At 66.8% G+C, this 24,404-nt stretch carries 27 protein-coding genes; 17 read left to right on the top strand and 10 right to left on the bottom strand.

Annotated elements, in window-relative coordinates; all coding sequences use genetic code 11:
- Window positions 1-125: 125 nt before the first annotated feature.
- The 3 genes from cgtA to rplU form a co-directional block, all read right to left on the bottom strand.
- Window positions 126-1,178, bottom strand: coding sequence for an Obg family GTPase CgtA (gene cgtA, locus ACQKDV_RS09455; protein ID WP_108764437.1), 1,053 nt, complete (start codon window positions 1,176-1,178; stop codon window positions 126-128).
- A gap of 193 nt (window positions 1,179-1,371) precedes the next feature.
- Window positions 1,372-1,635 carry a 50S ribosomal protein L27 gene (gene rpmA / locus ACQKDV_RS09450; protein ID WP_427783502.1) on the bottom strand — a complete coding sequence of 88 codons (264 nt, stop codon included), beginning with the start codon at window positions 1,633-1,635 and terminating at the stop codon, window positions 1,372-1,374.
- A gap of 18 nt (window positions 1,636-1,653) precedes the next feature.
- Window positions 1,654-1,962 carry a 50S ribosomal protein L21 gene (gene rplU, locus ACQKDV_RS09445; protein ID WP_427783501.1) on the bottom strand — a complete coding sequence of 103 codons (309 nt, stop codon included), beginning with the start codon at window positions 1,960-1,962 and terminating at the stop codon, window positions 1,654-1,656.
- 340 nt (window positions 1,963-2,302) lie between these two features.
- Between rplU and uvrA the strand changes: the two genes are divergently transcribed.
- The 3 genes from uvrA (at window position 2,303) to ACQKDV_RS09430 (ending at window position 6,543) form a co-directional block, all read left to right on the top strand.
- Window positions 2,303-5,296: an excinuclease ABC subunit UvrA gene (gene uvrA, locus ACQKDV_RS09440; RefSeq protein ID WP_427783500.1), complete on the top strand. Its 2,994-nt coding sequence runs from the start codon at window positions 2,303-2,305 to the stop codon at window positions 5,294-5,296.
- Complete coding sequence (locus ACQKDV_RS09435; RefSeq protein ID WP_427783499.1) at window positions 5,296-5,703, top strand: acyl-CoA thioesterase; 408 nt, start codon at window positions 5,296-5,298, stop codon at window positions 5,701-5,703. Before uvrA ends, ACQKDV_RS09435 begins: the two co-directional genes overlap by 1 nt.
- Window positions 5,704-5,793: 90 nt before the next feature.
- Window positions 5,794-6,543 carry an enolase gene (locus ACQKDV_RS09430; RefSeq protein ID WP_427783498.1) on the top strand — a complete coding sequence of 250 codons (750 nt, stop codon included), beginning with the start codon at window positions 5,794-5,796 and terminating at the stop codon, window positions 6,541-6,543.
- 72 nt (window positions 6,544-6,615) lie between these two features.
- On the opposite strand, the gene ACQKDV_RS09425 is transcribed toward ACQKDV_RS09430, so the two are convergent.
- Complete coding sequence (locus ACQKDV_RS09425; protein WP_427783497.1) at window positions 6,616-7,062, bottom strand: copper chaperone PCu(A)C; 447 nt, start codon at window positions 7,060-7,062, stop codon at window positions 6,616-6,618.
- A gap of 34 nt (window positions 7,063-7,096) precedes the next feature.
- Here ACQKDV_RS09425 and ACQKDV_RS09420 point away from each other — a divergent pair, with 34 nt between their 5' ends.
- The 4 genes from ACQKDV_RS09420 to ACQKDV_RS09405 all read left to right on the top strand — a co-directional run bounded on the left by ACQKDV_RS09420 (window position 7,097) and on the right by ACQKDV_RS09405 (window position 10,808).
- The gene (locus ACQKDV_RS09420) at window positions 7,097-7,873 is read left to right on the top strand and encodes an enoyl-CoA hydratase/isomerase family protein (RefSeq protein ID WP_427783496.1); all 777 of its coding nucleotides are present in this window, start codon (window positions 7,097-7,099) and stop codon (window positions 7,871-7,873) included.
- Between the two features lie 141 nt (window positions 7,874-8,014).
- Window positions 8,015-8,923 carry an acyl-CoA thioesterase II gene (gene tesB, locus ACQKDV_RS09415; protein ID WP_427783495.1) on the top strand — a complete coding sequence of 303 codons (909 nt, stop codon included), beginning with the start codon at window positions 8,015-8,017 and terminating at the stop codon, window positions 8,921-8,923.
- Window positions 8,924-8,926: 3 nt separating this feature from the next.
- Complete coding sequence (locus tag ACQKDV_RS09410; protein WP_427783494.1) at window positions 8,927-9,454, top strand: pathogenicity-like protein; 528 nt, start codon at window positions 8,927-8,929, stop codon at window positions 9,452-9,454.
- A 136-nt stretch (window positions 9,455-9,590) separates the two neighbouring features.
- Window positions 9,591-10,808, top strand: a complete 1,218-nt coding sequence (locus tag ACQKDV_RS09405) for an RNA polymerase sigma factor (protein WP_427783493.1) — start codon at window positions 9,591-9,593, stop codon at window positions 10,806-10,808.
- A gap of 51 nt (window positions 10,809-10,859) precedes the next feature.
- On the opposite strand, the gene ACQKDV_RS09400 is transcribed toward ACQKDV_RS09405, so the two are convergent.
- The gene (locus ACQKDV_RS09400; RefSeq protein ID WP_427783492.1) at window positions 10,860-11,429 is read right to left on the bottom strand and encodes an EF-hand domain-containing protein; all 570 of its coding nucleotides are present in this window, start codon (window positions 11,427-11,429) and stop codon (window positions 10,860-10,862) included.
- Window positions 11,430-11,582: 153 nt separating this feature from the next.
- Here ACQKDV_RS09400 and ACQKDV_RS09395 point away from each other — a divergent pair, with 153 nt between their 5' ends.
- Window positions 11,583-12,338, top strand: a complete 756-nt coding sequence (locus ACQKDV_RS09395) for an arginyltransferase (RefSeq protein WP_427783491.1) — start codon at window positions 11,583-11,585, stop codon at window positions 12,336-12,338.
- Window positions 12,339-12,376: 38 nt separating this feature from the next.
- Complete coding sequence (locus ACQKDV_RS09390; protein WP_427783490.1) at window positions 12,377-13,594, top strand: endonuclease/exonuclease/phosphatase family protein; 1,218 nt, start codon at window positions 12,377-12,379, stop codon at window positions 13,592-13,594.
- 222 nt (window positions 13,595-13,816) lie between these two features.
- Here ACQKDV_RS09390 and purT read toward each other — a convergent pair whose 3' ends face one another.
- Window positions 13,817-15,004 (bottom strand): formate-dependent phosphoribosylglycinamide formyltransferase, encoded by a 1,188-nt coding sequence (gene purT, locus ACQKDV_RS09385; protein ID WP_427783489.1) that lies wholly within the window; start codon window positions 15,002-15,004, stop codon window positions 13,817-13,819.
- 131 nt (window positions 15,005-15,135) lie between these two features.
- Between purT and ACQKDV_RS09380 the strand changes: the two genes are divergently transcribed.
- Genes ACQKDV_RS09380 through ACQKDV_RS09355 form a run of 6 tightly spaced genes read left to right on the top strand, consistent with a single transcriptional unit; the run spans window position 15,136 to window position 19,116 of the window.
- Window positions 15,136-16,017, top strand: coding sequence for an SPFH domain-containing protein (locus tag ACQKDV_RS09380; protein ID WP_427783488.1), 882 nt, complete (start codon window positions 15,136-15,138; stop codon window positions 16,015-16,017).
- Window positions 16,018-16,059: 42 nt separating this feature from the next.
- On the top strand, window positions 16,060-16,239 hold the full coding sequence (locus tag ACQKDV_RS09375) for an Arc family DNA binding domain-containing protein (protein WP_079221055.1): 180 nt from the start codon (window positions 16,060-16,062) through the stop codon (window positions 16,237-16,239).
- Complete coding sequence (locus ACQKDV_RS09370) at window positions 16,236-16,415, top strand: DUF4177 domain-containing protein (RefSeq protein ID WP_427783487.1); 180 nt, start codon at window positions 16,236-16,238, stop codon at window positions 16,413-16,415. Before ACQKDV_RS09375 ends, ACQKDV_RS09370 begins: the two co-directional genes overlap by 4 nt.
- 2 nt (window positions 16,416-16,417) lie before the next feature.
- Complete coding sequence (locus ACQKDV_RS09365; RefSeq protein ID WP_427783486.1) at window positions 16,418-17,707, top strand: alpha/beta fold hydrolase; 1,290 nt, start codon at window positions 16,418-16,420, stop codon at window positions 17,705-17,707.
- Window positions 17,704-18,297, top strand: a complete 594-nt coding sequence (locus tag ACQKDV_RS09360; RefSeq protein WP_427783485.1) for a PH domain-containing protein — start codon at window positions 17,704-17,706, stop codon at window positions 18,295-18,297. The genes ACQKDV_RS09365 and ACQKDV_RS09360 overlap by 4 nt, the downstream gene beginning before the upstream one ends.
- A 9-nt stretch (window positions 18,298-18,306) precedes the next feature.
- Window positions 18,307-19,116, top strand: coding sequence for a M15 family metallopeptidase (locus ACQKDV_RS09355; RefSeq protein WP_427783484.1), 810 nt, complete (start codon window positions 18,307-18,309; stop codon window positions 19,114-19,116).
- Window positions 19,117-19,269: 153 nt separating this feature from the next.
- Here the strand turns inward: ACQKDV_RS09355 and ACQKDV_RS09350 are convergent, their stop codons facing one another.
- The 4 genes from ACQKDV_RS09350 to ACQKDV_RS09335 form a co-directional block, all read right to left on the bottom strand.
- The gene (locus tag ACQKDV_RS09350) at window positions 19,270-19,641 is read right to left on the bottom strand and encodes a DUF423 domain-containing protein (protein WP_427783483.1); all 372 of its coding nucleotides are present in this window, start codon (window positions 19,639-19,641) and stop codon (window positions 19,270-19,272) included.
- Window positions 19,642-19,742: 101 nt separating this feature from the next.
- Window positions 19,743-20,816, bottom strand: a complete 1,074-nt coding sequence (locus tag ACQKDV_RS09345) for an SRPBCC family protein (RefSeq protein ID WP_427783482.1) — start codon at window positions 20,814-20,816, stop codon at window positions 19,743-19,745.
- A gap of 233 nt (window positions 20,817-21,049) precedes the next feature.
- Window positions 21,050-21,691, bottom strand: a complete 642-nt coding sequence (locus ACQKDV_RS09340; RefSeq protein ID WP_427783481.1) for a response regulator — start codon at window positions 21,689-21,691, stop codon at window positions 21,050-21,052.
- On the bottom strand, window positions 21,691-22,884 hold the full coding sequence (locus ACQKDV_RS09335) for a sensor histidine kinase (RefSeq protein WP_427783480.1): 1,194 nt from the start codon (window positions 22,882-22,884) through the stop codon (window positions 21,691-21,693). Before ACQKDV_RS09335 ends, ACQKDV_RS09340 begins: the two co-directional genes overlap by 1 nt.
- A 150-nt stretch (window positions 22,885-23,034) precedes the next feature.
- On the opposite strand from ACQKDV_RS09335, the gene ACQKDV_RS09330 reads away from it, so the two are divergent.
- Both ACQKDV_RS09330 and minC read left to right on the top strand, forming a co-directional pair.
- Window positions 23,035-23,631: a GNAT family N-acetyltransferase gene (locus tag ACQKDV_RS09330; protein ID WP_427783479.1), complete on the top strand. Its 597-nt coding sequence runs from the start codon at window positions 23,035-23,037 to the stop codon at window positions 23,629-23,631.
- 2 nt (window positions 23,632-23,633) lie between these two features.
- The coding region (minC, locus tag ACQKDV_RS09325) for a septum site-determining protein MinC (RefSeq protein WP_427783478.1) at window positions 23,634-24,404 on the top strand (771 nt) is incomplete at its 3' end.

The following is a 24,404-nucleotide window of genomic DNA, read 5'->3' as shown; positions in this document are numbered from 1 at the left end:
CGCGATGCGCGTGATGCCCGCAACGACAAACTGTTCCGGTGGGTGCTGGTCGGCAGCGGCCGGCACTACCACAACAAAAAACCCGGCCGCAGCCGGGTTTTTCGCGCGGAACCACAACGCCATCGTTACGCGTTGCGGGCCGCCTCCAGCTCATCTTCCTTCTGGCGATCAAAGAACGCCATGATCCGGCTCATGATCGGGAAGGTGCCTTCGCGACCCAGCGCCGAGACCAGGAACCACGGCTCCTTCCAGCCCAGCTCGGCCACGATCTGCTCGGCCGCGGCCTTGGCCTCGTCCTCGAACATCAGGTCAGCCTTGTTCAGCACCAGCCAGCGCGGCTTCTGCAGCAGCTCCGGATCGTGCTTTTCCAGTTCGCGCTCGATGGCACGCACCTGCTCGACCGGGGAAATGCCCTCCACGCCGCCTTCCATCGGGGAAATATCCACCAGGTGCAGCAGCAGGCGGGTGCGCTGCAGATGGCGCAGGAACTGCGCACCCAGGCCGGCGCCGTCGGCCGCACCTTCGATCAGGCCCGGAATGTCGGCGATGACAAAGCTGCGATAGTTCTCCACCTTCACCACGCCCAGGTTCGGGTACAGCGTGGTGAACGGGTAGTCGGCCACCTTCGGGGTTGCCGCCGACACCGCGCGGATCAGGGTGCTCTTGCCGGCGTTGGGGAAGCCCAGCAGGCCGACATCGGCCAGCAGCTTCAGTTCCAGCTTCAGCGTGCGCTCTTCGCCCGGCTCGCCCGGCAGCGCCTGGCGCGGCGAGCGGTTGGTCGAGCTCTTGAAGTGCATGTTGCCCAGGCCACCACGGCCGCCCTGCGCCACCAGCAGGCGGTCGCCATGCTGGGTCAGGTCGCCGATGATTTCGTCAGTGGCCACGTTGATGATCACAGTGCCGACCGGCACGGTGATGGTCAGGTCTTCGCCACCCTTGCCATAGGCCTGGCGGCCCATGCCGTTCTCGCCGCGCTGCGCTTTGAAGATGCGGTCATGGCGGAAGTCGACCAAGGTGTTCAGGTTTTCGTCGGCGCGGATGTACACGCTGCCGCCCGCACCGCCGTCGCCGCCGTCCGGGCCGCCGAGCGGAATGAACTTCTCGCGACGGAAGCCAATGCAGCCGTTGCCGCCGTTGCCAGCGAACACTTCGATTTCTGCTTCGTCTACCAGTTTCATTGTTTCGATGCCTGCGATGGGCGCGGCCTGGGTGCCGCCGCCTTGAATGTCATGCCGACCGCGGGCCGGCAACCCGGCCTGGCCGGTCTTGCGTTCACTCTAACGAAAAGCCCCGCCGAAGCGGGGCTCTCCATGCAGCGTGCTCTTCATCCAGCACAGCCATGCCGAGGCATGGGCGCCGGCGATGCCTGGATCAGGCGTCGGCCGAGACGATGCTGACGGTACGACGCTTCTTGGCGCCCTTGACCGAGAACTCCACCTTGCCGTCCACGAGGGCGAACAGGGTGTGGTCGCGGCCGAGGCCGACGCCCGAACCCGGGTGGAACTGGGTGCCGCGCTGACGCACGATGATGTTGCCCGCCTCGATGGACTGGCCGCCGAAGATCTTGACGCCCAGGTACTTCGGGTTGGAGTCGCGACCGTTGCGCGAGGAGCCTACGCCCTTTTTATGTGCCATGACTGCTTCTCCTGATGCTTAGCCGGCGATGCCGGTGATCTCGATTTCGGTGTAGTACTGACGGTGACCCTGACGCTTCATGTGGTGCTTGCGGCGACGGAACTTGATGATCCGGACCTTGTCAGCACGACCCTGGGACAGGACCTTGGCGGTGACGGCGGCGCCCTTCAGCGCATCGCCCAGCTTCACGCCGTCGCTGTCGCCCAGCATCAGGATTTTGTCAAATTTGATCTCGCTGCCGACGTCGGCTTCGAGCTTTTCGACGCGGAGCTTTTCGCCCTGCGCCACGCGGTATTGCTTACCGCCGGTGACCAGTACTGCGTACATGACCAGACTTCCTTTGTAGTTATTGTGGCCTATGGACTGCCGCCTTCGAGGGCGAACAGAAGCGGGATTGTACGCAGATCAGCGGGCGCGGGTCAAGTCAACCCCTGGACGGCCCTCCTCGCCCCCCTGTGGAGCCCAGCCATGCCGGGCTGAACGGTTCGGGGTCAGGCAGCCGAGCATGGCTCGGCTCTACACAAAGCTGTCGCGTGGTCTCACAAGGTGAGACAGCCGGCTGGCATTGTCGCCCATTGCCCCCATCTGGTCACCTCGGTAGGCTGACCGATTGCCGTCCCCCTGCTGGCCCGGCACCCAGCCAACGCCCCCCATAACCGGATCCCCCATGGCGATGGATTTCATCCGCATCCGCGGCGCGCGGACGCACAATCTCAAGAACATCGACCTCGACCTGCCCCGCGACAAGCTGATCGTGATCACCGGCCTGTCCGGCTCGGGCAAGTCTTCGCTGGCGTTCGACACCATCTATGCAGAAGGCCAGCGCCGCTACGTCGAGTCGCTGTCGGCCTATGCACGGCAATTCCTGAGCGTGATGGAAAAGCCGGACCTGGACCACATCGAAGGCCTGTCCCCGGCCATTTCGATCGAGCAGAAGTCGACTTCGCACAACCCGCGCTCGACCGTCGGCACGATCACCGAGATCTACGACTACCTGCGCCTGCTGTACGCCCGCGTCGGCACCCCGCGCTGCCCGGACCACGGTTACCCGCTGGAAGCGCAGACGGTCAGCCAGATGGTCGACCAGGTGCTGACCCTGGACCCGGAACAGCGCTACATGCTGCTGGCACCGGTCATCCGCGACCGCAAGGGCGAACATGCGCAGGTCTTCGACCAGCTGCGCGCGCAGGGTTTCGTGCGCGTACGCGTGGATGGCGAACTGCATGAGATCGACGCGGTGCCGCCGCTGGCGCTGCGCCAGAAGCACACCATCGAAGCGGTGATCGACCGTTTCCGCCCGCGTGAGGACATCAAGCAGCGCCTGGCCGAGAGCTTCGAAACCGCGCTGAAGCTGGGCGACGGCATGGCCTCGGTGCAGAGCCTGGACGCGGCCGACGCCACCCCGACCCTGTTCTCGTCCAAGTACTCCTGCCCGGTCTGCGATTACTCGCTGCCCGAGCTGGAACCGCGCCTGTTCTCCTTCAATGCGCCGATGGGCGCCTGCCCCGGCTGCGATGGCCTGGGCATGGCCGAGTTCTTCGACCCGGCACGCGTGGTGGTGCACCCGGAACTGTCGCTGGCCGCCGGTGCCGTGCGCGGCTGGGACCGCCGCAACGCCTATTACTTCCAGCTGATCGCCTCGCTGGCCAAGCACTACAGGTTCGACGTCGATGCTGCCTGGAACTCGCTGCCAGCCAAGGTACAGAAGGCGGTGCTGTACGGCAGCGGCGATGAGGCGATCACCTTCACCTACTTCACCGAAGCCGGGGGCCGCACCCAGCGCAAGCACCGCTTCGAAGGCATCATTCCCAACCTGGAACGGCGCTACAAGGAAACCGAATCGGCGGCGGTGCAGGAAGAACTGGGCAAGTACATCAGTGAACACGCCTGCCCCGAATGCAACGGTGCGCGCCTGAACAAGGCCGCGCGCAACGTGTTCGTGGCTGACCGTCCACTGCCGGATCTGGTGGTGCTGCCGATCGATGAGGCCCTGAAGTTCTTCAGCGAACTGAGCCTGCCGGGCTGGCGCGGTGAGATCGCCGCCAAGATCGTCAAGGAAATCGGCGAACGCCTGGGCTTCCTGGTCGACGTCGGCCTGGATTACCTGACCCTGGAGCGCAAGGCCGACACCTTGTCCGGCGGCGAAGCGCAGCGCATCCGCCTGGCCAGCCAGATCGGTGCCGGCCTGGTGGGCGTGATGTACGTGCTCGATGAGCCGTCCATCGGCCTGCACCAGCGCGACAACGAACGCCTGCTGGGCACCCTCACCCGCCTGCGCGACCTCGGCAACACGGTCATCGTGGTCGAGCATGATGAGGATGCGATCCGCCTGGCCGACTACGTGCTGGACATCGGCCCGGGCGCGGGCGTGCATGGCGGCGAGATCGTCGGCCAGGGCACGCTGCAGGATCTGCTGGAGGCGCCGCGTTCGCTGACCGGCCAGTACCTGTCGGGCAAGCGCTCCATCAGGATTCCGGAACGCCGGCACACGCCGAACCCGAAGTCGACCCTGCACCTGCGCGGGGCCAGCGGCAACAACCTGAAGGGCGTGGACCTGTCGATTCCGGCCGGCCTGCTGACCTGCGTCACCGGCGTGTCCGGCTCGGGCAAATCGACCCTGATCAACGACACCCTGTTCTCGCTGGCCGCCAATGAGATCAACGGTTCCTCGCATCCGATCGCGCCGTACAAGGAGATCGATGGCCTGGACCTGTTCGACAAGGTGGTGGATATCGACCAGTCGCCGATCGGCCGTACCCCGCGCTCGAACCCGGCCACCTACACCGGCCTGTTCACCCCGCTGCGCGAGCTGTTCGCACAGGTGCCCGAAGCACGTGCGCGCGGCTATTCACCGGGCCGCTTCAGCTTCAACGTGCGCGGCGGCCGCTGCGAGGCCTGCCAGGGCGATGGCCTGATCAAGGTCGAGATGCACTTCCTGCCGGACGTGTACGTGCCCTGCGACGTCTGCCTCGGCAAGCGCTACAACCGTGAAACGCTGGAGATCCTCTACAAGGGTTACAACATCAACGACGTGCTGGAAATGACCGTCGAAGATGCCCTGAAGCTGTTCGAGCCGGTACCGTCCATCGCCCGCAAGCTGGAAACGCTGGTGGACGTCGGCCTGAGCTACATCAAGCTGGGCCAGAGCGCGACCACGCTGTCCGGCGGTGAAGCGCAGCGCGTGAAGCTGTCCAAGGAACTGTCGCGCCGCGATACCGGGCGCACCCTGTACATCCTGGACGAGCCGACCACCGGCCTGCACTTCCACGATATCGAAGCGCTGCTGGGCGTGCTGCACAAGCTGCGCGACGAAGGCAACACGGTGGTTGTGATCGAGCACAACCTGGACGTCATCAAGACCGCCGACTGGATTGTCGACCTGGGCCCGGAAGGCGGCCACCGCGGTGGCACCATCCTGGTGACCGGCACGCCGGAAGACGTGGCCGCCTGCCCGCAGTCGTACACCGGCCAGTTCCTGGCGCGCATGCTGCCCTCCACCCGCGCGCGACCGGAACAACCGGCCGCCGTGGCCAACAAGCCCGACGCACGCCCGCCGCGCAAGGTGAAGCCTGAAAAGCCCGCCAAGGTGGCAAAGAAGGCCGTGGCCGCCAAGAGCACCGGCAAGGCCAGCAAGAGCACGACGAAGAAGAAGGACGCCTGATGAGCAGCGAACACAAGATCCTGGCCCGCATCCCGATCAGCGTGCGCTGGCGTGACATGGACAGCATGGGCCACGTCAACAACGCCAAGTACATTTCCTACCTGGAAGAAGCGCGCGTGCGCTGGATGCTGGGGGTGGAAGGCGTTTCCATGACCGACCGCATCGCCCCGGTCGTGGCCGCCACCAACGTGAACTACCGGCTGCCGATCGTGTGGCCCAACGACATCATTGTCGAGCTGTTCGTCGAGCGCCTGGGCAACAGCAGCGTGACCATCGGCCACCGCATCGTCGACCAGCAGGACGATACGAAGCTGTATTCGGATGGCAACGTAGTGGTGGTGTGGATGGATACGCGGACGGGCAGGAGCGCACCGCTGCCGGACGCGATCCGCAGCGCCTCGACCTGAAGGTAGTGCCGGCCGCTGGCCGGCATGCCGGATACATCATGAGGTTGCCGGCCAGCGGCCGGCACTACCGACATCGTTCAAAGGACTGAGATGATCCACCAGAATGAACTGCGCGACCTGCTGCCCGGCATGGTCGCCTTCCCCACTGGCGTCTTTCCCGACGACCAGGCCTGGCTGGGCCAGCACCTTCTGCCGCTGCTGAAGATCGATCTGGGCGTACTGCGGCCTGGACTGGCCGGCCAGGTCGCGACGATGCTGTGCCCGATCGAGCCCTATGACGGTTGCATCGGCGAAACCACCGAAGAACACCACAACGATTTCACCGGCACCAACTGGATCGCCTTCGAACTGACCGCCGGCAACGAGATGCGCTTCCTCGGCAACGAGGCGTACTTCCTGGGCGATGCGGCGGATGATGAAGACGCACGTGCACACGTGGCCGAGATGCGCGACAGCCATGACCAGGCCAAGGCGCACTTCCAGCAGCACGGTTGCCTGGCGAGTGTCTCGCGCTACGGCGATGGCGAACCGGAGGAACAGGCATGGCTGGACCAGCTGGGCGGCCCGATCTGGTTCGGCAACTGGACCGGGTACACACGCATTCCGTCTGCCTTCGTGATCGAAGACCTCGCCGGCACCACCCAGCGCGGCAATCTGCACTTCCGCAACAGCAGCGACCACCTGCCCGACGATGGCATCCGCATCACCCGCGACGACCAGCCGTTCTTCCATGTCGCCAGTGTGGCCGCCTACCGCTGGTGCGCCGCCGGTGCTGACGCGATTGTGATGTTCTACGAACCGGTGAGCCGCACCGTATTGTTCACCTACGACTGGTCGTAAACCCCGCCGGGCATGGCCCGGCGCTACCGGATACTGCGCTTCGTAGATACCGTGGCCATGCCGGGCGACGCGTTACGGTGCGGCCTTGCGCACCATCAACGTCGTACTCGCTTCACCACCGCATTCCAGCTGCAGCTGCAGCGGCACCGCCTGGCCCTCCTTCAGGGCGCCCCTGCCCTCCATCAGCATCAGGTGCAGGCCACCGGGCTTGAGCTCGGCGCGTGCGCCCGGCGCCAACGGCAGGCGTTCAACCTCGCGCATCCGGCTGACCCCATCAATGATCGTGGTTTCGTGCAGCGATACGTCGCCAAAACTGGCGCTGCGCGCACCGGTGATGGTCACCGCGTTGGCGCAGCCGTTGTGGATCACACCGTAGCCGGCAGTCATCGCCATCGCGGGGTTCGGCGGCAGCCGCACCCAGCCCTGCTGCACGGTGACGCAGGCCGGCATGGCGGTCGCCGCCGATGCTGCGCCCGCACACAGCAGCAACAATACGCCAACGAATGGTTTGGTTATCATCGCCTCAGATTCCTGTCCGCAACGAGACTGCAGCATGACGACGCTCATCGAGGTGATCAACCATGGCCCCATCCGTGAACTGCGCCTGGCGCGGCCACCGGTCAACGCACTGGACACCGAACTGTGCCGGCAGCTGATCCACGCCATCGAACTGGCCATGGCCGAGGACGCACACGGCATCGTGCTGTCAGGCAGCGAGCGTATCTTCACCGGTGGCATGGACGTGCCGCACCTGCTGTCCCACGGCGATGACAGGCACAAGCTGCTGGACAGCTGGAACGCGTTCTTCGGCGCGGTGCGCAGCGTAGCCGAGAGCCGTATTCCGGTGGTGGCGGCCCTGACCGGTCATGCACCGGCCGGCGGCTGCGTGCTGGCGCTGTGCTGCGACTACCGGGTGATGGCGCGCAGTGCCGACCCGGCCCGCCCGTATGCCATCGGCCTGAACGAAGTCCAGGTGGGCCTGGTGGCGCCGGAAGGCATCCAGCGCCTGCTGCGCCGCGCGGTGGGCGTGCACCGTTCCAGCATCCTGCTCAGCACCGGCGCGCTGGTGCCGGCCGAACAGGCGCTGCAGATCGGCCTGGTGGATGAGCTGGCCGAGGGCGAGCTGGTGGTGCCACGCGCCATTGCCTGGTTGCAGAACCTGCTCAGGCAACCGCGCCAGCCGATGCTGCTGACCCGCGCAGTGGCCCGCGCCGACCTGCACGAAGCCCTGCACCCGGACCTGATCCAGCTGGACCGTTTCGTTGAAGCCTGGTTCGCCCCGGATGCGCAGAACGCGCTGCAGGCGCTGGCCGCCCGCCTGGGCAAGTAAACGGTAGTGCCGGCCGCTGGCCGGCAATCACACGCGTTCCTGAAAGACCGCGAAGCTGCCGGGCAACGGCCGGCACTACCGACGGTGCGCAGGCCGGCACCGGTATAATCGGGCCTTCTTCACTGCTGTGGCTGCCCCCCCTTGAACGACACGCCCGAACCCGTCGTCTCCGAGCTGATCGACCTGCTCACCCTGGAGCGGCTGGAGGACAACCTGTTCCGCGGGCAGAGCCGCGACATCGGCACCAAGTACGTGTTCGGTGGGCAGGTGCTGGGCCAGGCGCTGGCCGCGGCCCAGGCCACGGTCGACAACGGCCGCCACGTGCATTCGCTGCACGCCTACTTCCTGCGCGCCGGCAACATCGACCACCCCATTGTCTATGACGTGGACCGCACCCGCGATGGCGGCAGCTTCTCCGTGCGCCGGGTCACCGCGATCCAGCACGGCAAGGTGATCTTCTTCTGCGCGGCCTCGTTCCAGCAGGCCGAGGCCGGTGCCCAGCACCAGCACAAGATGCCCGAAGTGCCGCAGCCGGAGGATATCGAGCCGAACCGTCCGCTGCCGGCCGAAGTGCTGGAACGGCTGCCGATCAAGGTGCAGCGCTGGCTCTCGCGTGGCGGCCCGTTCGAGTTCCGCCACGTTTACCCGCGTGACGAACTGAACCCGCCCAAGCGCCCGCCCTACCACCAGGTGTGGCTGCGACTGAGCGAGCCGGTGGGCGATGCGCCCGAACTGCACCAGGCGCTGCTGGCCTACGCATCTGACTTCCACCTGCTGGGCACGGCCACCTTCCCGCACGGCATCAGCTACTACCACCCGCACGTACAGATGGCCTCGCTGGATCACGCGATCTGGTTCCACCGCCCGTTCCGCGCTGACGATTGGCTGCTGTATTCGCTGGACAGCCCCAGTGCGCAGGATTCGCGCGGACTGGCCCGCGGCCAGTTCTTCACCCGTGACGGCGTGCTGGTGGCCAGCACCGCCCAGGAAGGCCTGATCCGCGTGGTGCCGGACCAGGATGCCGCTGCCGCCGTGCCGGCCAAGGAGTAAACAATGCGCCAGATTTTCAGCAGCCAGCGCGTGGAAACCGTCGAGGGCGTGGCCGAGCTGCTGCGCAGCCATGGCATCGAGGTGAAGGTCACCAATGGGCGTTCGTACAAGACCCGGCGACGTGGCCAGTTCAGCTATACCGATCTGGGCAACAGCCAGGGGTACCCGGCGGTGTGGATCGTGCGCGCCGACGACCAGCCGCGTGCGCGCGAGATCCTGCGTGACGCACGCCTGCTTGATACCACCCGCCGCGACCACCCCACGGCCGAATTCGCCTTCCGCGACATGCAGGAAACGGGTGGTGGCGGCCGCAGCTGGGCCTGGCGCATCCGCATCGCCTTGCTGGTGGTGATCGCCGGCGTGGCGCTGGTGATCGGCCTGCGCCACCGTGGCGCCCCGGCACCTGCAGCACCGGCCCCGGCCCCGGCCCCGGCCCCGGCCCCGCAGGCCCAGCCGCAGCAGACGCAACCCGCCCCGCAGACCGCACCGGAAGAAGAAGAAGTCCGCGTCCGCATCCAGCCGTCCACGTAACGACCTGCACAAAAAAGGGGACGGAGGGGATTAAGTCGTTTGTGGCACAAACGACTTAATCCCCTCCGTCCCTTTTTTGGGTCACATCGGGCGCGCGGCTCCGTCCTGGGACACAATCCCAGCAGGAGCTGCCGCCATGACGACCTTCGCTGCAACCATCGATGAGACCTTGGAACGCGAGCTGCCGGCGGCCAGTGGCGGCTGCCAGCATGCCTATGGGCGCATCGTACTGGCCTGCCAGAACACGGTCACCGCCATTGCCCTGGCCATCACCGGCGACCGCCAGGCCAGCGAAGACATTGCCCAGGAAGCCTTCGTCAAAGGCTGGCAGCAGCTGCACCAGCTGCGCAGCGCCACCAGTTTCCTGCCCTGGCTGCGGCAGATCACCCGCAATCTGGCTCGCGACTGGCTGCGCGCGCAGCGTGGCCGCCCCTTGACCGGTGACGCTGCCGAAGTTGCCCTGGGCATGGCCGCCGACCCGACACCCGGCGCGCCCGACCGTCTGCAGCGGCTGGAAGAAGAAGTGGCCGCCGAGGACATCATCTCGGCCCTGCCCACTGACAGCCGCGAAGTGCTGCTGCTCTACTACCGCGAGGGCCAGCGGTCGCAGCAGGTGGCCGACCTGCTGGGCCTGAGCGACGCCGCCGTACGCAAGCGCCTGTCGCGCGCGCGGGCGCAGGTGCGCGACGGCCTGCTGCAGCGTTTCGGAGAATTCGCCCGCCGCAGTGCACCCAGCGCCGCGTTCGCCACCACGGTGGTGTCGATGGTGATGATCGCAGCACCCGGCACGGCCAGTGCGGCCATCCTGCTGGGTGCCGGGGTGGGCGTGGGCGGCAGCAAGCTGGGCCTGGGGGGCGTCAGTGCGGCCGGGGGTACTGCACTGGGTTCGCTGACCGCTACGCTGGGGCAGCTGCACGTCGTGCCGGCCGAAAGCTGGGGTGCCATCGCCGGTGGTGTCATCGGCGGTGCAATCGGCAGCTACCTCGGCGCCCGCTTCCTGATGTCGTACACCGATACAGACGGCGAGCGCGCGCAGGTACGGAACTTCGTTCGCCTCAACACGGGAACCGGGCTGGTCTGGTGCCTGGCAATCCTGGTGGCGGTCGTCCTGCAGGTGCCGGTCTGGGGCCAGCTGGTGCTGCTCGCACTGGGTCTGGGGGTGGTCAACTACCAGTGCCTGGTGCCACTGCAGTGCTTGATGGCCCCCATGATCGCGCGCGACTCGGCCAGACGCGGGCACAGTGGAACCAACTGGAAGTTCGAATCGATGTATGGCCGCACAGGCATCATCGGGGCCAATGTCTTCGTGATCGGCCTGGTGGCCTATTCGCTGATGCAGCACGGGCGCCTGTAACGGACAACGCCGGCACGAGGCCGGCGTTGTCGTTGTTCACAGCAGCAGGGTTCAGCGCGGCGGCTTCGGTGCATTGCCATCACGCGGGCCGCCATGGCGCGGGCCACCGTGCATCGGGCCCTTGGCAGCATCGAACTCGGCCTTGCTCAGCTGGCCGTCCTTGTTGGTGTCGGCGGCGGCGAACCAGGCATCGCGGTGCTGCTTCATGCGCAGCTCGCGGTCGGCCTTGTCCAGGTAGCCGTCCTTGTTGACGTCCAGCTGGTCGAAGCGGGCTGCCAGGCGCGGGTCGGCCTTGGCTTCCTCACGGCTGATGCGGCCATCCTTGTTCACGTCCAGCTTGGCCATCCAGGCACCGGGGCCACCACGACGGCCATGCTTCCAGCGCGGCAGCTCGTCACGCGACAGCTTGCCGTCCTTGTTCTTGTCCAGTTCGTCGAACTTCGCCGCCAGGCGCGGGTTGGCAGCGGCTTCGCTGCGGTCGATGACGCCATCGCCATTGGTGTCCAGCTTGGCATGACGCTGCGCCGGGACGTTCGGCGAGGCCGGGGTATCGGCGGCCAGCGCGATGCCGGTGGCGGAGGTGCCCAGCAGCAGGGCCAGCAGCAGAGGGGTACGGATCATGGAGTCACTCCTGGTAGGGATTGCGTCGGGGTGAACACTTCACCCTCGGGAGACAACAACGCCCGTGCGCGACATCGGTTGACGCCGCTGCCGGTTCCGTTCATCCGGCGGACAGTCGCGGCCATTGCGACACGCTGGGGCTATGCTGTGCACATGGCGATCCACGGCGACAGAGACGACGAACTGCGGCTGTTCCAGACCGGCGAGCACCCCTGTGGGTACTGGCCGGACCGGGTGGCGCGCGATCTGGTGCTCGACCCGCAGGATCGCCGCTTGGGCGGACTGTACCCGCTGGCCCTGAGCTGGGGCTTCCGCCGCAGTGGGGATCTGGTCTACCGCCCGCACTGCGCGCAGTGCCATGCCTGCGTGGCCGTGCGCATTCCGGTGGCGCGCTTTGCCGCCGACCGCAGCCAGCGCCGTTGCGCCGCGCGCAATGCCGACCTGGAAGTGCGCATCACCGCCGCCATGCCCCGCCAGGACCTGTTCGACCTCTACCACCGCTACCTGACCCACCGCCATGCCAACGGCGGCATGGATGACCACGGCCCGCACGAATTCGAGCAGTTCCTGATCGGCAGCTGGTCGCATACCCGTTTCCTGGAGATGCGCCTGCCCGGCCACGACGGCCAGCCCAGCCAGCTGCTGGGGGTGGCGGTGACCGACGTAACCGAACACGGGCTGTCAGCGGTCTACACCTTCTTCGACCCGGACCAGGCGGCCCGCGGGCTGGGCACCTTCGCCATCCTGCAGCAGATCGAGTGGGCCCGTCGCGAGGGCCTGCCGCACGTGTACCTGGGTTACTGGATCCGTGACCACCTGAAGATGGACTACAAGCGCCGCTACCGTCCGCTGGAGGCCTACGACGGCCGCCGCTGGCATGATTTCGACAGTGATCTGGACGGACGCTGACAAACCGCTGACACCGGGCCGGGTGCACAATACGGCCCATGAACAGCATCCGCCGCCATCCCCTGATCCTCGCCCTGGCCCTGCTCTGCGGCGCCAGCGCCCCCGCTCTTGCCAAATCCCCTGCGATGACCGACAAGCCGTCCTCGACGCTGCGCCTGGCCACCTACAACACGTCGCTGTATTCGGATGATGCCGGCGGCCTGATCAAGGAGCTGGAAGGCGACAGCGAGCACGCGCGCAAGATCGCCGCGGTGCTGCAGCAGGTGCGCCCGGACCTGGTGCTGCTGAACGAATTCGACTTCGACGACGCCCATCGCGCCGCCGATCTGTTCCAGAAGCGCTATCTGGAAGTGGCCCAGCCCGGCGGCGGCAAGCCGCTGCACTTCGCCTACCGCTACCTGGCCCCGGTCAACACCGGCGTGCCCAGCGGCCTGGACCTGGACGGCAACGGCACGGTCGGCGGTGAAGGCCGCAGCCGTGGCAACGATGCCTGGGGCTACGGCCTGCACCCGGGCCAGTACGGCATGCTGGTACTGTCGCGCTACCCCATCGACGAAGCCAAGGTGCGCAGCTTCCAGCTGCTGAAGTGGAGCGCGATGCCCGGCGCGATCCGTCCGGTGGACCCGCGCACCGGCAAGAGCTTCTACAACGACCAGGTGTGGTCGCAGCTGCGCCTGTCCTCGAAGTCGCATTGGGACGTGCCGGTGAAGACCCCGGCCGGCGTGGTGCATGCGCTGGTCTCACACCCGACGCCGCCGGTGTTCGATGGCCCGGAAAAGCGCAACGCCGCGCGCAACCACGACGAACTGCGCCTGTGGCAGGAATATCTCTCAGCTGGCGACAAGCCTTGGCTGTGTGATGACAAGGGCCACTGCGGCGGCCTGGCCCCGGATGCGCGCTTTGTGATCTTCGGCGATCTGAACAACGACCCGGTGGACGGCGACGGCCGCCACGATGCCATCGTCAACCTGATCGAGAACCCGCGCGTGCTGCGCTACCCCACCCCGCGCAGCATCGGTGGCGAGCAGACCAGCCTGGCCTATGCCGCCAAGGGCATCGTGCGCAAGGGTGCACCGTTCCATGCCACCGGCGATTTCGGCCCGAAATCCGGCACGATGCGCCTGGACTACGTGCTGCCCTCGACCGGTTTCGACTACGTCGGCAGCGGCATCTTCTGGCCGGCCAATGAAAGCCCGGAGGCGAAGATCGCCGACGGCAGCGACCATCACCTGGTGTGGGTGGATGTGAAGCCGTAACCGGCTGGGTCTGCTGCAGATCCTGTAGAGCCGAGCCTACGCTCGGCTGCTCCCCCGCCCCTTTTTTCCGTTCTGCTCGGACGCACGCACCCTGCTGGGGATGGTGTAGAGCCGAGCCCATGCTCGGCTGCACCGCAGTGGCGTCCCGCCCTCAGAAAAGCAGCCGAGCGTGGGCTCGGCCCTACAGACGGTTCGCGCCGGGCATGGCCCGGCGCTACCTTTTTACGGGCGCAGTTCGACGCCGATGGCGTCGGCGGCATCACGCGCGATGGCACGTGCCTTGTCGATGGTTTCGGCGCGCGCCAAGGTCACGCCCACGCGGCGGTGGCCATGCACGCTGGGCTTGCCGAACAGGCGCACGGCGGTGTCGGGCACCTGCAGTGCGGCCGCCACGTTGTTGAAGTACGGCACGCCTTCACCATGCGCCAGCAACGCGCACGAGGCCGACGGACCGCTCTGGCGGATCACCGGAACCGGCAGGCCCAGGATGGCGCGCGCATGCAGGGCGAATTCGCTCAGTTCCTGCGACACCAGGGTCACCAGGCCGGTGTCATGCGGGCGCGGTGAGACTTCGCTGAACCACACCTCGTCGCCCTTCACGAACAGCTCAACCCCGAACAGGCCCCAGCCACCAAGGTCGTCGGTGATCGCACGCGAGATTTCTTCCGCGCGCGCCAGCGCGGCGCTGGACATCGGTTGCGGCTGCCAGCTTTCCCGGTAGTCGCCGTCCTTCTGCAGGTGGCCGATCGGCGCGCAGAACGAAGTGCCCCCGGCATGGCGCACGGTCAACAGGGTGATCTCGTAATCAAAGTCGATGAAGCCTTCGACGATGCAGCGGCCGGCACCCGCGCGGCCGCCGGTCTGCGCGTACTCCCAGGCCGGGGCGATGTCCGCTTCGCTGCGCAGGGTGCTCTGGCCCTTGCCCGAGGACGACATCACCGGCTTGACCACGCACGGCAGGCCGATGGCCGCCACGGCGGCGCGGTACTCGGCCTCGGTATCGACAAAGCGGTACGGCGAGGTCGGCAGACCCAGGGTTTCAGCGGCCAGACGGCGGATGCCTTCGCGGTCCATGGTCAGGCGCGCGGCGCGCGCGGTCGGGATCACCCGCAGGCCCTGCTCCTGTTCCAGCTGCACCAGCGTTTCGGTGTGGATGGCTTCGATTTCCGGCACCACCAGGTGCGGCTGCTCCTGCGCAATCAGCGCGCGCAGCGCCATCGCATCGAGCATGTCTATCACGTGCGCGCGGTGCGCGACCTGCATGGCCGGGGCGTCGGCATAGCGGTCGGCGGCAATCACCTCCACGCCCAGGCGCTGCAGCTCGATGGCCACTTCCTTGCCAAGTTCGCCCGAGCCCAGCAGCAGTACACGGGTGGCGGAGGGGGACAACGGGGTTCCAAGCTTGACCATGGCGGGGGTCCGGCAGCGATGTGAAGGCGGGTGGGCATTCTAGCCGGTCTGCCCGGGGCAGCCGACGAACGGCACTTGCAGGATGATATCAATTTGATATCTTTCTTCCGAACCCTCAAGGACGTACTGCCATGAAAGAGAAGTCGCTCTCCTCCCTCAACGGCCTGGGTACGCTGGTCGGCGCCCTGCTGGTTGCGCTGGCCGGAGGCGCGCTGTTCGTGCTCGGCGTCGCGGCCAAGGCGACTGCCGGCTCGCCGAACCTGCTCATGCTGTTCGGCGGGGTCGTGATCGCGGCGCTGGCCATCTTCGCGCTGGCCGGCCTGTACACCGTGCAGCCCAACCAGGCGGCGGTACTGAGCCTGTTCGGCAAGTACGTGGGCACCGTCAAGGACAACGGCCTGCGCTGGAACAACCCCTTCTACAGCAAGCGCCGGGTCAGCCAGCGCGTGCGCAACTTCGAAAGCGGCAAGCTGAAGGTGAACGAGCTGGACGGCAGCCCGATCGAGATCGCCGCAGTGATCGTCTGGCAGGTGATCGACGCCTCCGAAGCGGTCTACAACGTGGACGACTACGAAAGCTTCGTGCACATCCAGTCCGAATCGGCGCTGCGCGCGATGGCCACCAGCTATCCCTATGACCAGCACGAGGACGGACAGCTGGCGCTGCGCAGCCACGCCAGCGAGATTTCCCAGCACCTGAAGAACGAACTGGCCGAGCGCCTGGCCGATGCCGGCGTGCAGGTGATCGACGCGCGCATCAGCCATCTGGCCTACGCCGCCGAAATCGCCCAGGCGATGCTGCAGCGCCAGCAGGCCAACGCGGTGATCGCTGCACGCACCCGCATCGTCGCCGGCGCGGTGGGCATGGTCGAAATGGCCCTGGCCGAACTGCAGAAGAACGGGGTGGTGCAACTGGACGAAGAACGCAAGGCGCACATGGTCAGCAACCTGCTGACGGTGCTGTGCTCGGACCGCGGCACCCAGCCGATCGTCAACGCTGGTTCGCTGTACTGAACCCTCGCAACGGGGCGCTGCACCGCCCCGCCAGGAGCTTGCATGAGTGAGAAGAAAGCCTATCCGCTGCGCATCAACGCCGATGTCCTGGCCGCCGCGCAGCGCTGGGCTGACGACGAGTTGCGCAGCCTCAACGCGCAGATCGAATACGTGCTGCGCGACGCCCTGCGCAAGGCAGGACGCCTGCCGAAACCCAAGCCATCGTCGGAGGACAAGGAATGAGCAAGCGTTGGAGCTACCTGACTGTTGAAGTGAAGACGTCGTTGATGGGCGTGCAGAGGCCGGAAGACATCCAGGCTGAACTGAGCCGCCAGGGACAGCTGGGCTGGGAGCTGGTCAACATCATCATCCCGGCGCCTTTGCGCCCGGCGATGCTTGTCTTCAAGAAGGAGCAGTGACCATGCGCCTGCGCCCTGCCTTCTTCGCCATTGCATTGGCCGCTTTCAGCAGCGGCACCCTGGCCGCCGAGCCGCAGCAGGTCGCCACGCAGCTGCTGGACCACCTGCAGGCCGGCCGCATGGCCGAAGCCGAAGCGATGTTCACCCCGCAGATGGCCACCGCTGTCCCTGCCGGGAAACTGCAGGGTCTGTGGCAGTCACTGGGTGAGCTGAAGCAGCGCGGCACCGCCCACAGCAGCGAACAGCAGGGCGTGCACGTAGTGGAAGTGCCGCTGCAGTTCGCCAGCGGTGCGGTGATCGCGCAGGTGGCAGTGGACGCGCAGGACAGGATTGCCGGGCTGATGCTGCGCCCTGCCCCGCCGCCCAAGGCATCGCCGCCGGCAGCCGGCGCAGACTACAGCGAGACCGATTTCAGCGTGCCGCAGGCGCGTGGCGCGTTGCCGGGAACACTGGCCCTGCCCAGAGGCAAGGGCCCCTTCCCGGCGGTGCTGCTGGTGCACGGCTCCGGGCCGCAGGACCGCGACGAAACCATTGGCGGCAGCCGCCCGTTCCTGGATATCGCCCGCGGCCTGGCCGCACAGGGCATTGCCGTACTGCGCTATGACAAACGCACCTTCGCCCGCCCGCAGGATTTCCAGAGCGGCACCTTCACCGTCGATGATGAAACCACAGACGACGCGGTAGCCGCGCTGACTGCGCTGGCGGCCAACCCACGCATCGATGGCGGCCGTGTGTTCGTGCTCGGCCACAGCCAGGGCGGCATGCTGGCACCGCGCATCGCCAGCCGCTGGCCACAGGCGCGTGGCGCGATTCTGTGGGCGGCGCCGGCGCGTACCCTGCTGGAACTGCTGCCCGAACAGAACCGCTACCTGCTCAGCCTGGACGGTGACATCAGCGCAACAGAACAGGCTTTCCTGGACAAGCTCGACGCGCAGATCGCCGCTGCGCGCGGCAGCGCACCGGTCGCCGCCAGCGAACTGCCGCTGGGCGTGCCGCAGACCTTCTGGAAGAGCATCGAGGCGATCAACGCGCGGGCTGACGCGCAGGCGCTGCACAAGCCGCTGCTCATGCTGCACGGTGGCCGCGACTTCCAGGTGCCCGATGCAGACTGGCAGCTATGGAAGCAGGCGCTGGACGATGACAAGGACGTGCAGTGGCAGACCTACCCTGCCCTCAACCATATCGGTGTGGCCGGCAGCGGCCCCAGCTCGCTGCAGGAGTACAGCAAAGCGGGACACGTCGACGCGACCCTGATTGCCGATGTGGCCCGCTGGGTGGAGGCACAGCGATGAGCGGCAGCGATCCGCGCGCGTTCGATGTTGCCGAAAGCTCGCCGCTGCGCGTGCTGTGGATCTTCGCCCCGCTGCTGCTGGTCTTCGCGCTCTGCGTCTGGGCCGAACTGGAGCATGCGCCGGCCGACGCGCCGTGGATGGAGATCACCCTGTCACCGCCGTTTTTCCGTATGTGGGGCAGTGCCGCCTGGAGCCTGGCAGTGCTCGTGTTGATCGGCGCCGGCCTGGGCATCAGTTTCTTCCGCCGTCGGGTGACCCTTGATAGCAATGTGCTGGACGTACGCTCGACCCTGTACCGTCGGCGCACGCCGGTGGCGCAGATGCAGCTGGACCAGGCCGAGGTGATCGACGTTGGCCGCGACCGCCGCTATGGCCTGCGCTTCAAGACCAATGGCTATTCGATGCCGGGCTTCCATTCCGGTCACTTCCGGCTGCAGGGCGGCGGCAAGGGGTTTGCACTGGTCACCGACCGTCAGCACACCCTGGTCATTCCGGTACGCGGCGGCAGCACCCTGCTGCTCAGCATGGACCGCCCGCAGGCCCTGCTGGAGGCACTGCGCAAGGTGGCTGCCGCCGCACCACCGCAGTAAGCTGCGGGCATGCACCGTCATGCCCCCCTGCTGATCAACACCGAGGCCGTGGAACTGTGGCCAGCCCCCCTGCTGCGCGCGCGCAGCAACCTGGATGCGCGCCTGCTGGCGCGTGCGCGCTGGGTGCTGCGCCGCAAGCGCGATGGCCGCTACCTGGCCGCCGTGCTGGCACAGGGTGTGCACTCGCTGGTGCCACACCTGCCGCGCGAACCCGGCGTCGAAGCGGCGTTGGCGCTGCTGGACGGCAGTGCCGATGCGCGGCCCTTTGCCGCGACGCTGGATGCACAGTGGCTGCCGCTGGCCGGCCTGCAGCAGCGCCTGCAGCAGTTGGGCCTGGATGCGCAGCAGTACGCGCAGGGCAGCGGCCTGGCGCTGGAAGCCGAACCCTGCGTGCTGCATTCTGCCGGCCGCGACCGCTTCGGCCGTCCCCTGTGGCTGCGCCGCGGCGCTGCGCGGGGCTGGCGGCGCATGCGCCTGCACGCCGCGCGTGATGGCGTGGCACTGGATGCGATCTCCGGCTTCCGCAGCCATGCCTACCAGCTGGGCATCTTCGAACGGAAGCGCGCGCGGGGACTGAGCGTGACCGAGATTCTCAAGGTCAATGCAGCACCGGGTTTCAGCGAACACCACAGCGGCCACGCACTGGACATCGGCACGCCAGGCGATGCCCCGGCCGAGGAGACCTTCGAAGCGACCGAGGCGTTTGCCTGGCTGCAGGCGCACGCGGGCGCACACGGCTTCAACCTCAGCTACCCACGCGACAACCCGCACGGCATCGTCTACGAGCCGTGGCACTGGTGCTGGAACGGCTCACGCTGATCTGGCGCGGGACGGACGGGTTGTAGAGCCGAGCCCACGCTCGGCTCCTTCGCTGCGCCGATCAAAAGCAGCCGAGCGTGGGCTCGGCTCTACACAGCTCACGCTGACCCGGTAGCGCCGGGCCATGCCCGGCGGCCCTGGCCCCAACGGCGTTCAGCGCCTCAGCGCATTGATCGCCAGCAGCACCCATCCTGCCATCAGCGTGGTGCCACCGACCGGTGCCAGGCGGGTTGGCCACTGCCACAACGCAGCACCGGCCAGACTGCCGGAGAACAGCAGCACGCCCAGCAGCAGCACGTACATCCCCAGATGGGCAATGGCGCCCTGTGCGCGCGGGCCCAGCGCAAGCAGCACCGCACCATGGGCGAAGGCATACAGCGCCGCCATGTTGAGGTGCTGCTGGGCCAGCGGCTCGGCCACGCCGTGCGCAGCATAGGCGGACAGGCCAATGGAGGCCGCCGCCAACAACGCCCCCAGGCAGGCCAGCAGTGACGGCTTACGCGCGCGTCGTTCCGGATTGAACATGACTGCTCCTTGCGCAGCGCCCCGCAGGGCGTAGATCAAAAAAAAACGCGCCGCAGGAAGCGGCGCGTTTCGTGTCCAGCACTACATGGGTCAGCCGGGGCTTACTTGACGGCCCAGTAGATGTCGTAGGTACCGTCCTGGGTGAACGACTTGTCCAGACCGCCATTCCAGGATTCGTACGGACGATCAACCACTTCCGAACCGTTGGTCACAGCCCAGGCGCGCAGTGCGTTGCGGGCGATGTCCAGGCCAGCCATGTGGCCGGTGTAGGCCGCGTGAGCCGAGCGGTGCGGGGCAACGCGGACGTACTTGACCGGTGCACCACCGTCGATCTTTACGCTCAGTTCCTCAGCGCCAGCGCCTTCGGCACCCTTCTTCTTCACCGGCTGGGCGATGTCGAAGGCGTACTTCTCAGCACCGAAATCGGTGGTGATGATGCGGAACGGGCCAGCGGCTTCGAGGCCATTGGCCTCCATCACGCGCTTGATCCACTCCTGGTTGTCCTTGATGGACTTGGTGATGGTGTCCTGGCCGCGGTCGACGTTACCGGCGTTGACCAGCAGCAGGTCTTCCGCCGGGACCTCCACGATGGCCAGATCGGTCAGCGGGGCTTCGGCGGTGCGGTAGTCGACGTTCGGCACGGTGGCCAGCATGTTCGCCATGCGCGACAGGCCCATCTTGATGTCGTCGCCGATCTGGCGGCTGACATACAGGCCGGCGTAGCGGCCGAACAGGTCGAAGCCGTACTTCACCGAGTAATCCTGGGTGATCTTGACGTTACGGCCACCCTTGCCGGTCGGCTCCAGGGTGAAGGTGCTGACCTTGTCGTGACCCTTGGTCGGGTCTTCGATGGCGATCACCACACGCTTGTTTTCTTCCGACTCGGTGATCTTCCAGGAACCGTTGCCCAGGTCCTTGGAGGAGAAGTCGAGGGTGGCACCGACGCCGGAGGCCGGGCCGGACAGCTTCAGGTCAACGGCGGGATCGCGCAGTACCAGCGGGTTCCAGTCCTTGAAGCGGCGCAGGCTGTTGACCGTGTCGTACACGATCGTCATCTTGCGGTTGGTCTCGATGCTTTCGGTGATGTGACGCTCGCCCGGCAGACAGACGCCAATAATGACGAACAGGCCAGCCACGATCCCCAAGGCGATCAGGAACTCGATAATACGGGTCATTCAGAGAGTCTCCGGGGCCGATCCCACGGCCGGGTTGATTGAAGCGAAGCGCCAATCCTAGCAGGCTTCGCAGGCATTGTTTATCGGATTGGCGCACCGGTTTCCGTGCCGGCTGCGTATTTGTATGGACAAAGATTTTCAAGGGTAACGCATCCAGCCCCCCTGGATGTAGAGGGGCGTCCCGCCCCGGCACCGGGACTTTTACCCAAACCATTGTCGCAAAAGGACTTTTCTCAGACCAGCTGGAGTTCGAACGCCTTCAGCACGGCGCGGGTACGGTCGCGCACCCCCAGCTTGGAAAGGATGTTGGACACGTGGTTCTTGATGGTCCCCTCGGCAACCCCCAGCGAATTGGCGATCTCCTTGTTGGAGAAACCGCTGGCCATCAGCCGCAGGATCTCGGTCTCGCGGTCGGTCAGCGGGTCCGGCCGGTCCAGGCTGACGAAATCATTGCGCATGTGCTCCAGGCCCGACAGCAGGCGCTGGGTCACTGCCGGCTGCACCAGCGAGCCACCGTCGGCCACGGTACGGATGGCGCCCACCAGCTGCTCCAGGGTGACGTCCTTGAGCAGATAGCCCTTGGCACCGGCCTTCAGCCCGGCCAGCACCAACTGATCGTCGTCGAAGGTAGTCAGGATGATGGTCGGCGGCAGCTGCTCCTGGCGCGAGAGCATCTGCAGCGCCTCCAGCCCGGACATCACCGGCATGCGCATGTCCATCAGGACCACGTCCGGACGCACCTGCGGCACCAGTTCCACCGCCTGTCGGCCATCGGCGGCCTCGGCCACCACCTCGATGCCGTCGTCGAGCGCCAGCAGGGAGCGGATTCCCTGCCGCACCAGGGTTTGGTCATCGACCAGGCAGACGCGAATCATCAACGCACTCCTTCAGGAACCTCGGTGAGGGCCGCCAGCACCGTCGCCGGTACCGTGGCCCGCAGGCGGAAGCCATCGCCGGGGTGGGTGTCCACCTGCAGCTGGCCGCCACATTGTTGCAGGCGTTCGCGCATGCCGCGCAAGCCATTGCCCACGTTGACCATTTCCGCACCGACGCCGTCGTCGCTGGCCTCCACCACCACCTGCCCGGGCGCCTCGCGGTACACCCGGATCCACAAGTGGCGGGCCTGTGCGTGGCGCACGGCGTTGGTGATGATCTCCTGGGTGCAGCGCAGCAGAACGTGAGCGCGCTGCGGGTCTTCCACGTTCAGCCGCTCCTCCACGTCCAGCACGATGTCCAGGGAAGGTACGTTCTCGGTGAGGGGACGCAGCGCCGCGGCCAGGTCGATGGCGCCGGTCTCGCGCAGCTGGCTGACGACCTCGCGCACGTTGCCCAGCAGCAGCTTGGCCAGGGTGTGCGAGCGCTTGACGTGTTCCAGGGCCTGGCCGCTGGCCAGGTGCCCGGCTACTTCCAGGTTCAGGGTCAGCGCGGTCAGCTGGTGCCCCAGCACATCGTGCAGTTCGCGCGAGATGCGGGTGCGCTCGTTGACCCGCGCGCTCTCGGCCAGCAGGGCGCGGGTCGCACGCAGTTCGGCGTTCAGCCGCCGCTGCTCGTCGCGGGCTTCGGTCTGCTGCCGCGCCACCAGACTGGTCACGAAGATGAACATGGAAAATCCGCCGTACAACAGCGATTGCATGACCGCCTCGAACAGCGGGAAGCGCAGCAGCACGTAATAGACCGGCGCGACCGCCAGCTGGCTGACCAGCAGCCACAGCACGCCCAGCCGTACCGAGAGCATCCACGGAATGACGCCGGCGGCGACCATCATCAGGATGCTGCCAAGGCCCGAGCCGCTGAGGAAGCTGACCCCCAGCGCGGATGCCGTGAGCAGCAGCAGCAGGCCACGGTCCAGCCATGTGGTATGGCTGTCGCTGCGCAGCGAGCGGGTCAACCAGTAGTAGGCGGCGCCGAAGGACAGGTAGGACAGGAACAGCAGCACCGCCCAGCCGCCCATGTCGGCACGGGCATGCAGGTTCTCGATCTGCGAATAGGCCAGGGGCAGGCCGACCATGACCCAGGTAAACAGGCCGGCCAGGCGCAGGACACGTGTATGGCTGAGGACTCCCAACATGCCAGCACTCTACGGTCGAACACGGCCTGCTGCACTCCCACGGAAGTCATGCCTGCCTGCCCCCTGTTCATGCCGCAGCCCGCTCTAGGCATGCAATAATCGTGCGCAGGGTCCGTTGATGGACCAACCGCGTTACCCCACGGAGTCACAATGTCGATTGTCATCCGCGACGTGCGCGAGCACGAGCTCGATTCCGTCCTGGCGTTGAACAACAATGCTGGCCTGGCCATCCTTCCGCTGGATGCCGCGCGCCTGCGCCTGTTCTACGAAACCGCTGAGTATTTCCGCGTCGCCGAGCGCGACGGCAACCTGGCCGGCTTCCTGATCGGCTTCGGCAGCGACAGCCAGCACGACAGCAGCAACTTCGCCTGGTTCAAGCAGCAGCTGGACACCCCTTTCTTCTACATCGACCGCATCGTGGTCGCCAGCCGCCGCCGCGGCGGTGGCGTCGGCCGTGCGTTCTATGCCGATGCGCAGAGCTTTGCCGAGCTGCGCTACCCGCAGATGACCTGCGAGGTGTTCCTGGACCACGGCGCCGACGCTGCGCTGCTCTTCCACGGCAGCTTCGGCTTCCGCGAGCTGGGCCAGAACACCATGCCGCACGTGGACGTGCGGGCCAGCATGCTGGCCAAGGAACTGTGCAGCTATCCGTGGGTGAAGGACACCTACGGCGGCAAGCTGCCGGACGTGGCATGGGCGCGTGACCGGCAGCTGCCGGTAGATGCACAGCGGCCGACGGGGACCTGAGCGTGGCGGTGAATTTCGATTACGAACAGGCCGGTGAACTGAAGATCGGCCAGGTGGGCATTGCCAACCTGCGCATCCGTACCCTTGATGTCCAACGCCTCGTGCAGGAAATGCAGGAACGCGTGAACCGGGCGCCGAAGCTGTTCGGCCGCGCGGCCGTCATCCTCGATTTCGGCGGCCTGAGCCAGGTGCCCGACGCGTCCACCGCGCAGGCACTGGTGGACGGCCTGCGCAGCGCCGGCGTGCTGCCGGTGGCGCTGGCCTACGGCACCTCGGCGGTCGACCTGCTTTCGCAGCAGCTGGGCCTGCCGTTGCTGGCCAAGTTCCGCGCACAGTACGAGCGCGCCGAGGCCGAACCGGCCCCGCCGCCGCCGGCCCCCGCGCCGCGCCGTGCGGCCAAGGCCGAGCCGGCACCGGCCACGCCGGTCGGCAAGGCGGCCGACGCCGCCGCACCGCAGCCGGGCCGCATGCAGCTGGGCAACGTGCGTTCGGGCCAGCAGCTGTATGCGGAAAACTGCGACCTGACCGTGATGGCCACCGTCGGCGCAGGTGCCGAGGTCATCGCCGACGGCAGCATCCATATCTACGGGACCCTGCGCGGCCGCGCGCTGGCAGGGGCCCAGGGCAACACCGCGGCACGCATTTTCTGCCGCGATTTCCATGCGGAACTGGTCGCCATTGCAGGCCATTACAAGGTACTGGACGATGTGCCGGACATCCTGGACCAGCACCTGCAGGACCTGGTCAAGCGCAGCCTGATCACCCGCAACCAG

Origin of the sequence: Stenotrophomonas sp. NPDC077659 (assembly GCF_050268705.1) — a bacterium.
Lineage (GTDB): Bacteria > Pseudomonadota > Gammaproteobacteria > Xanthomonadales > Xanthomonadaceae > Stenotrophomonas.
Note: the sequence above shows the minus strand (reverse complement) of the source record. Positions and strands in the feature narration are given on the sequence as shown.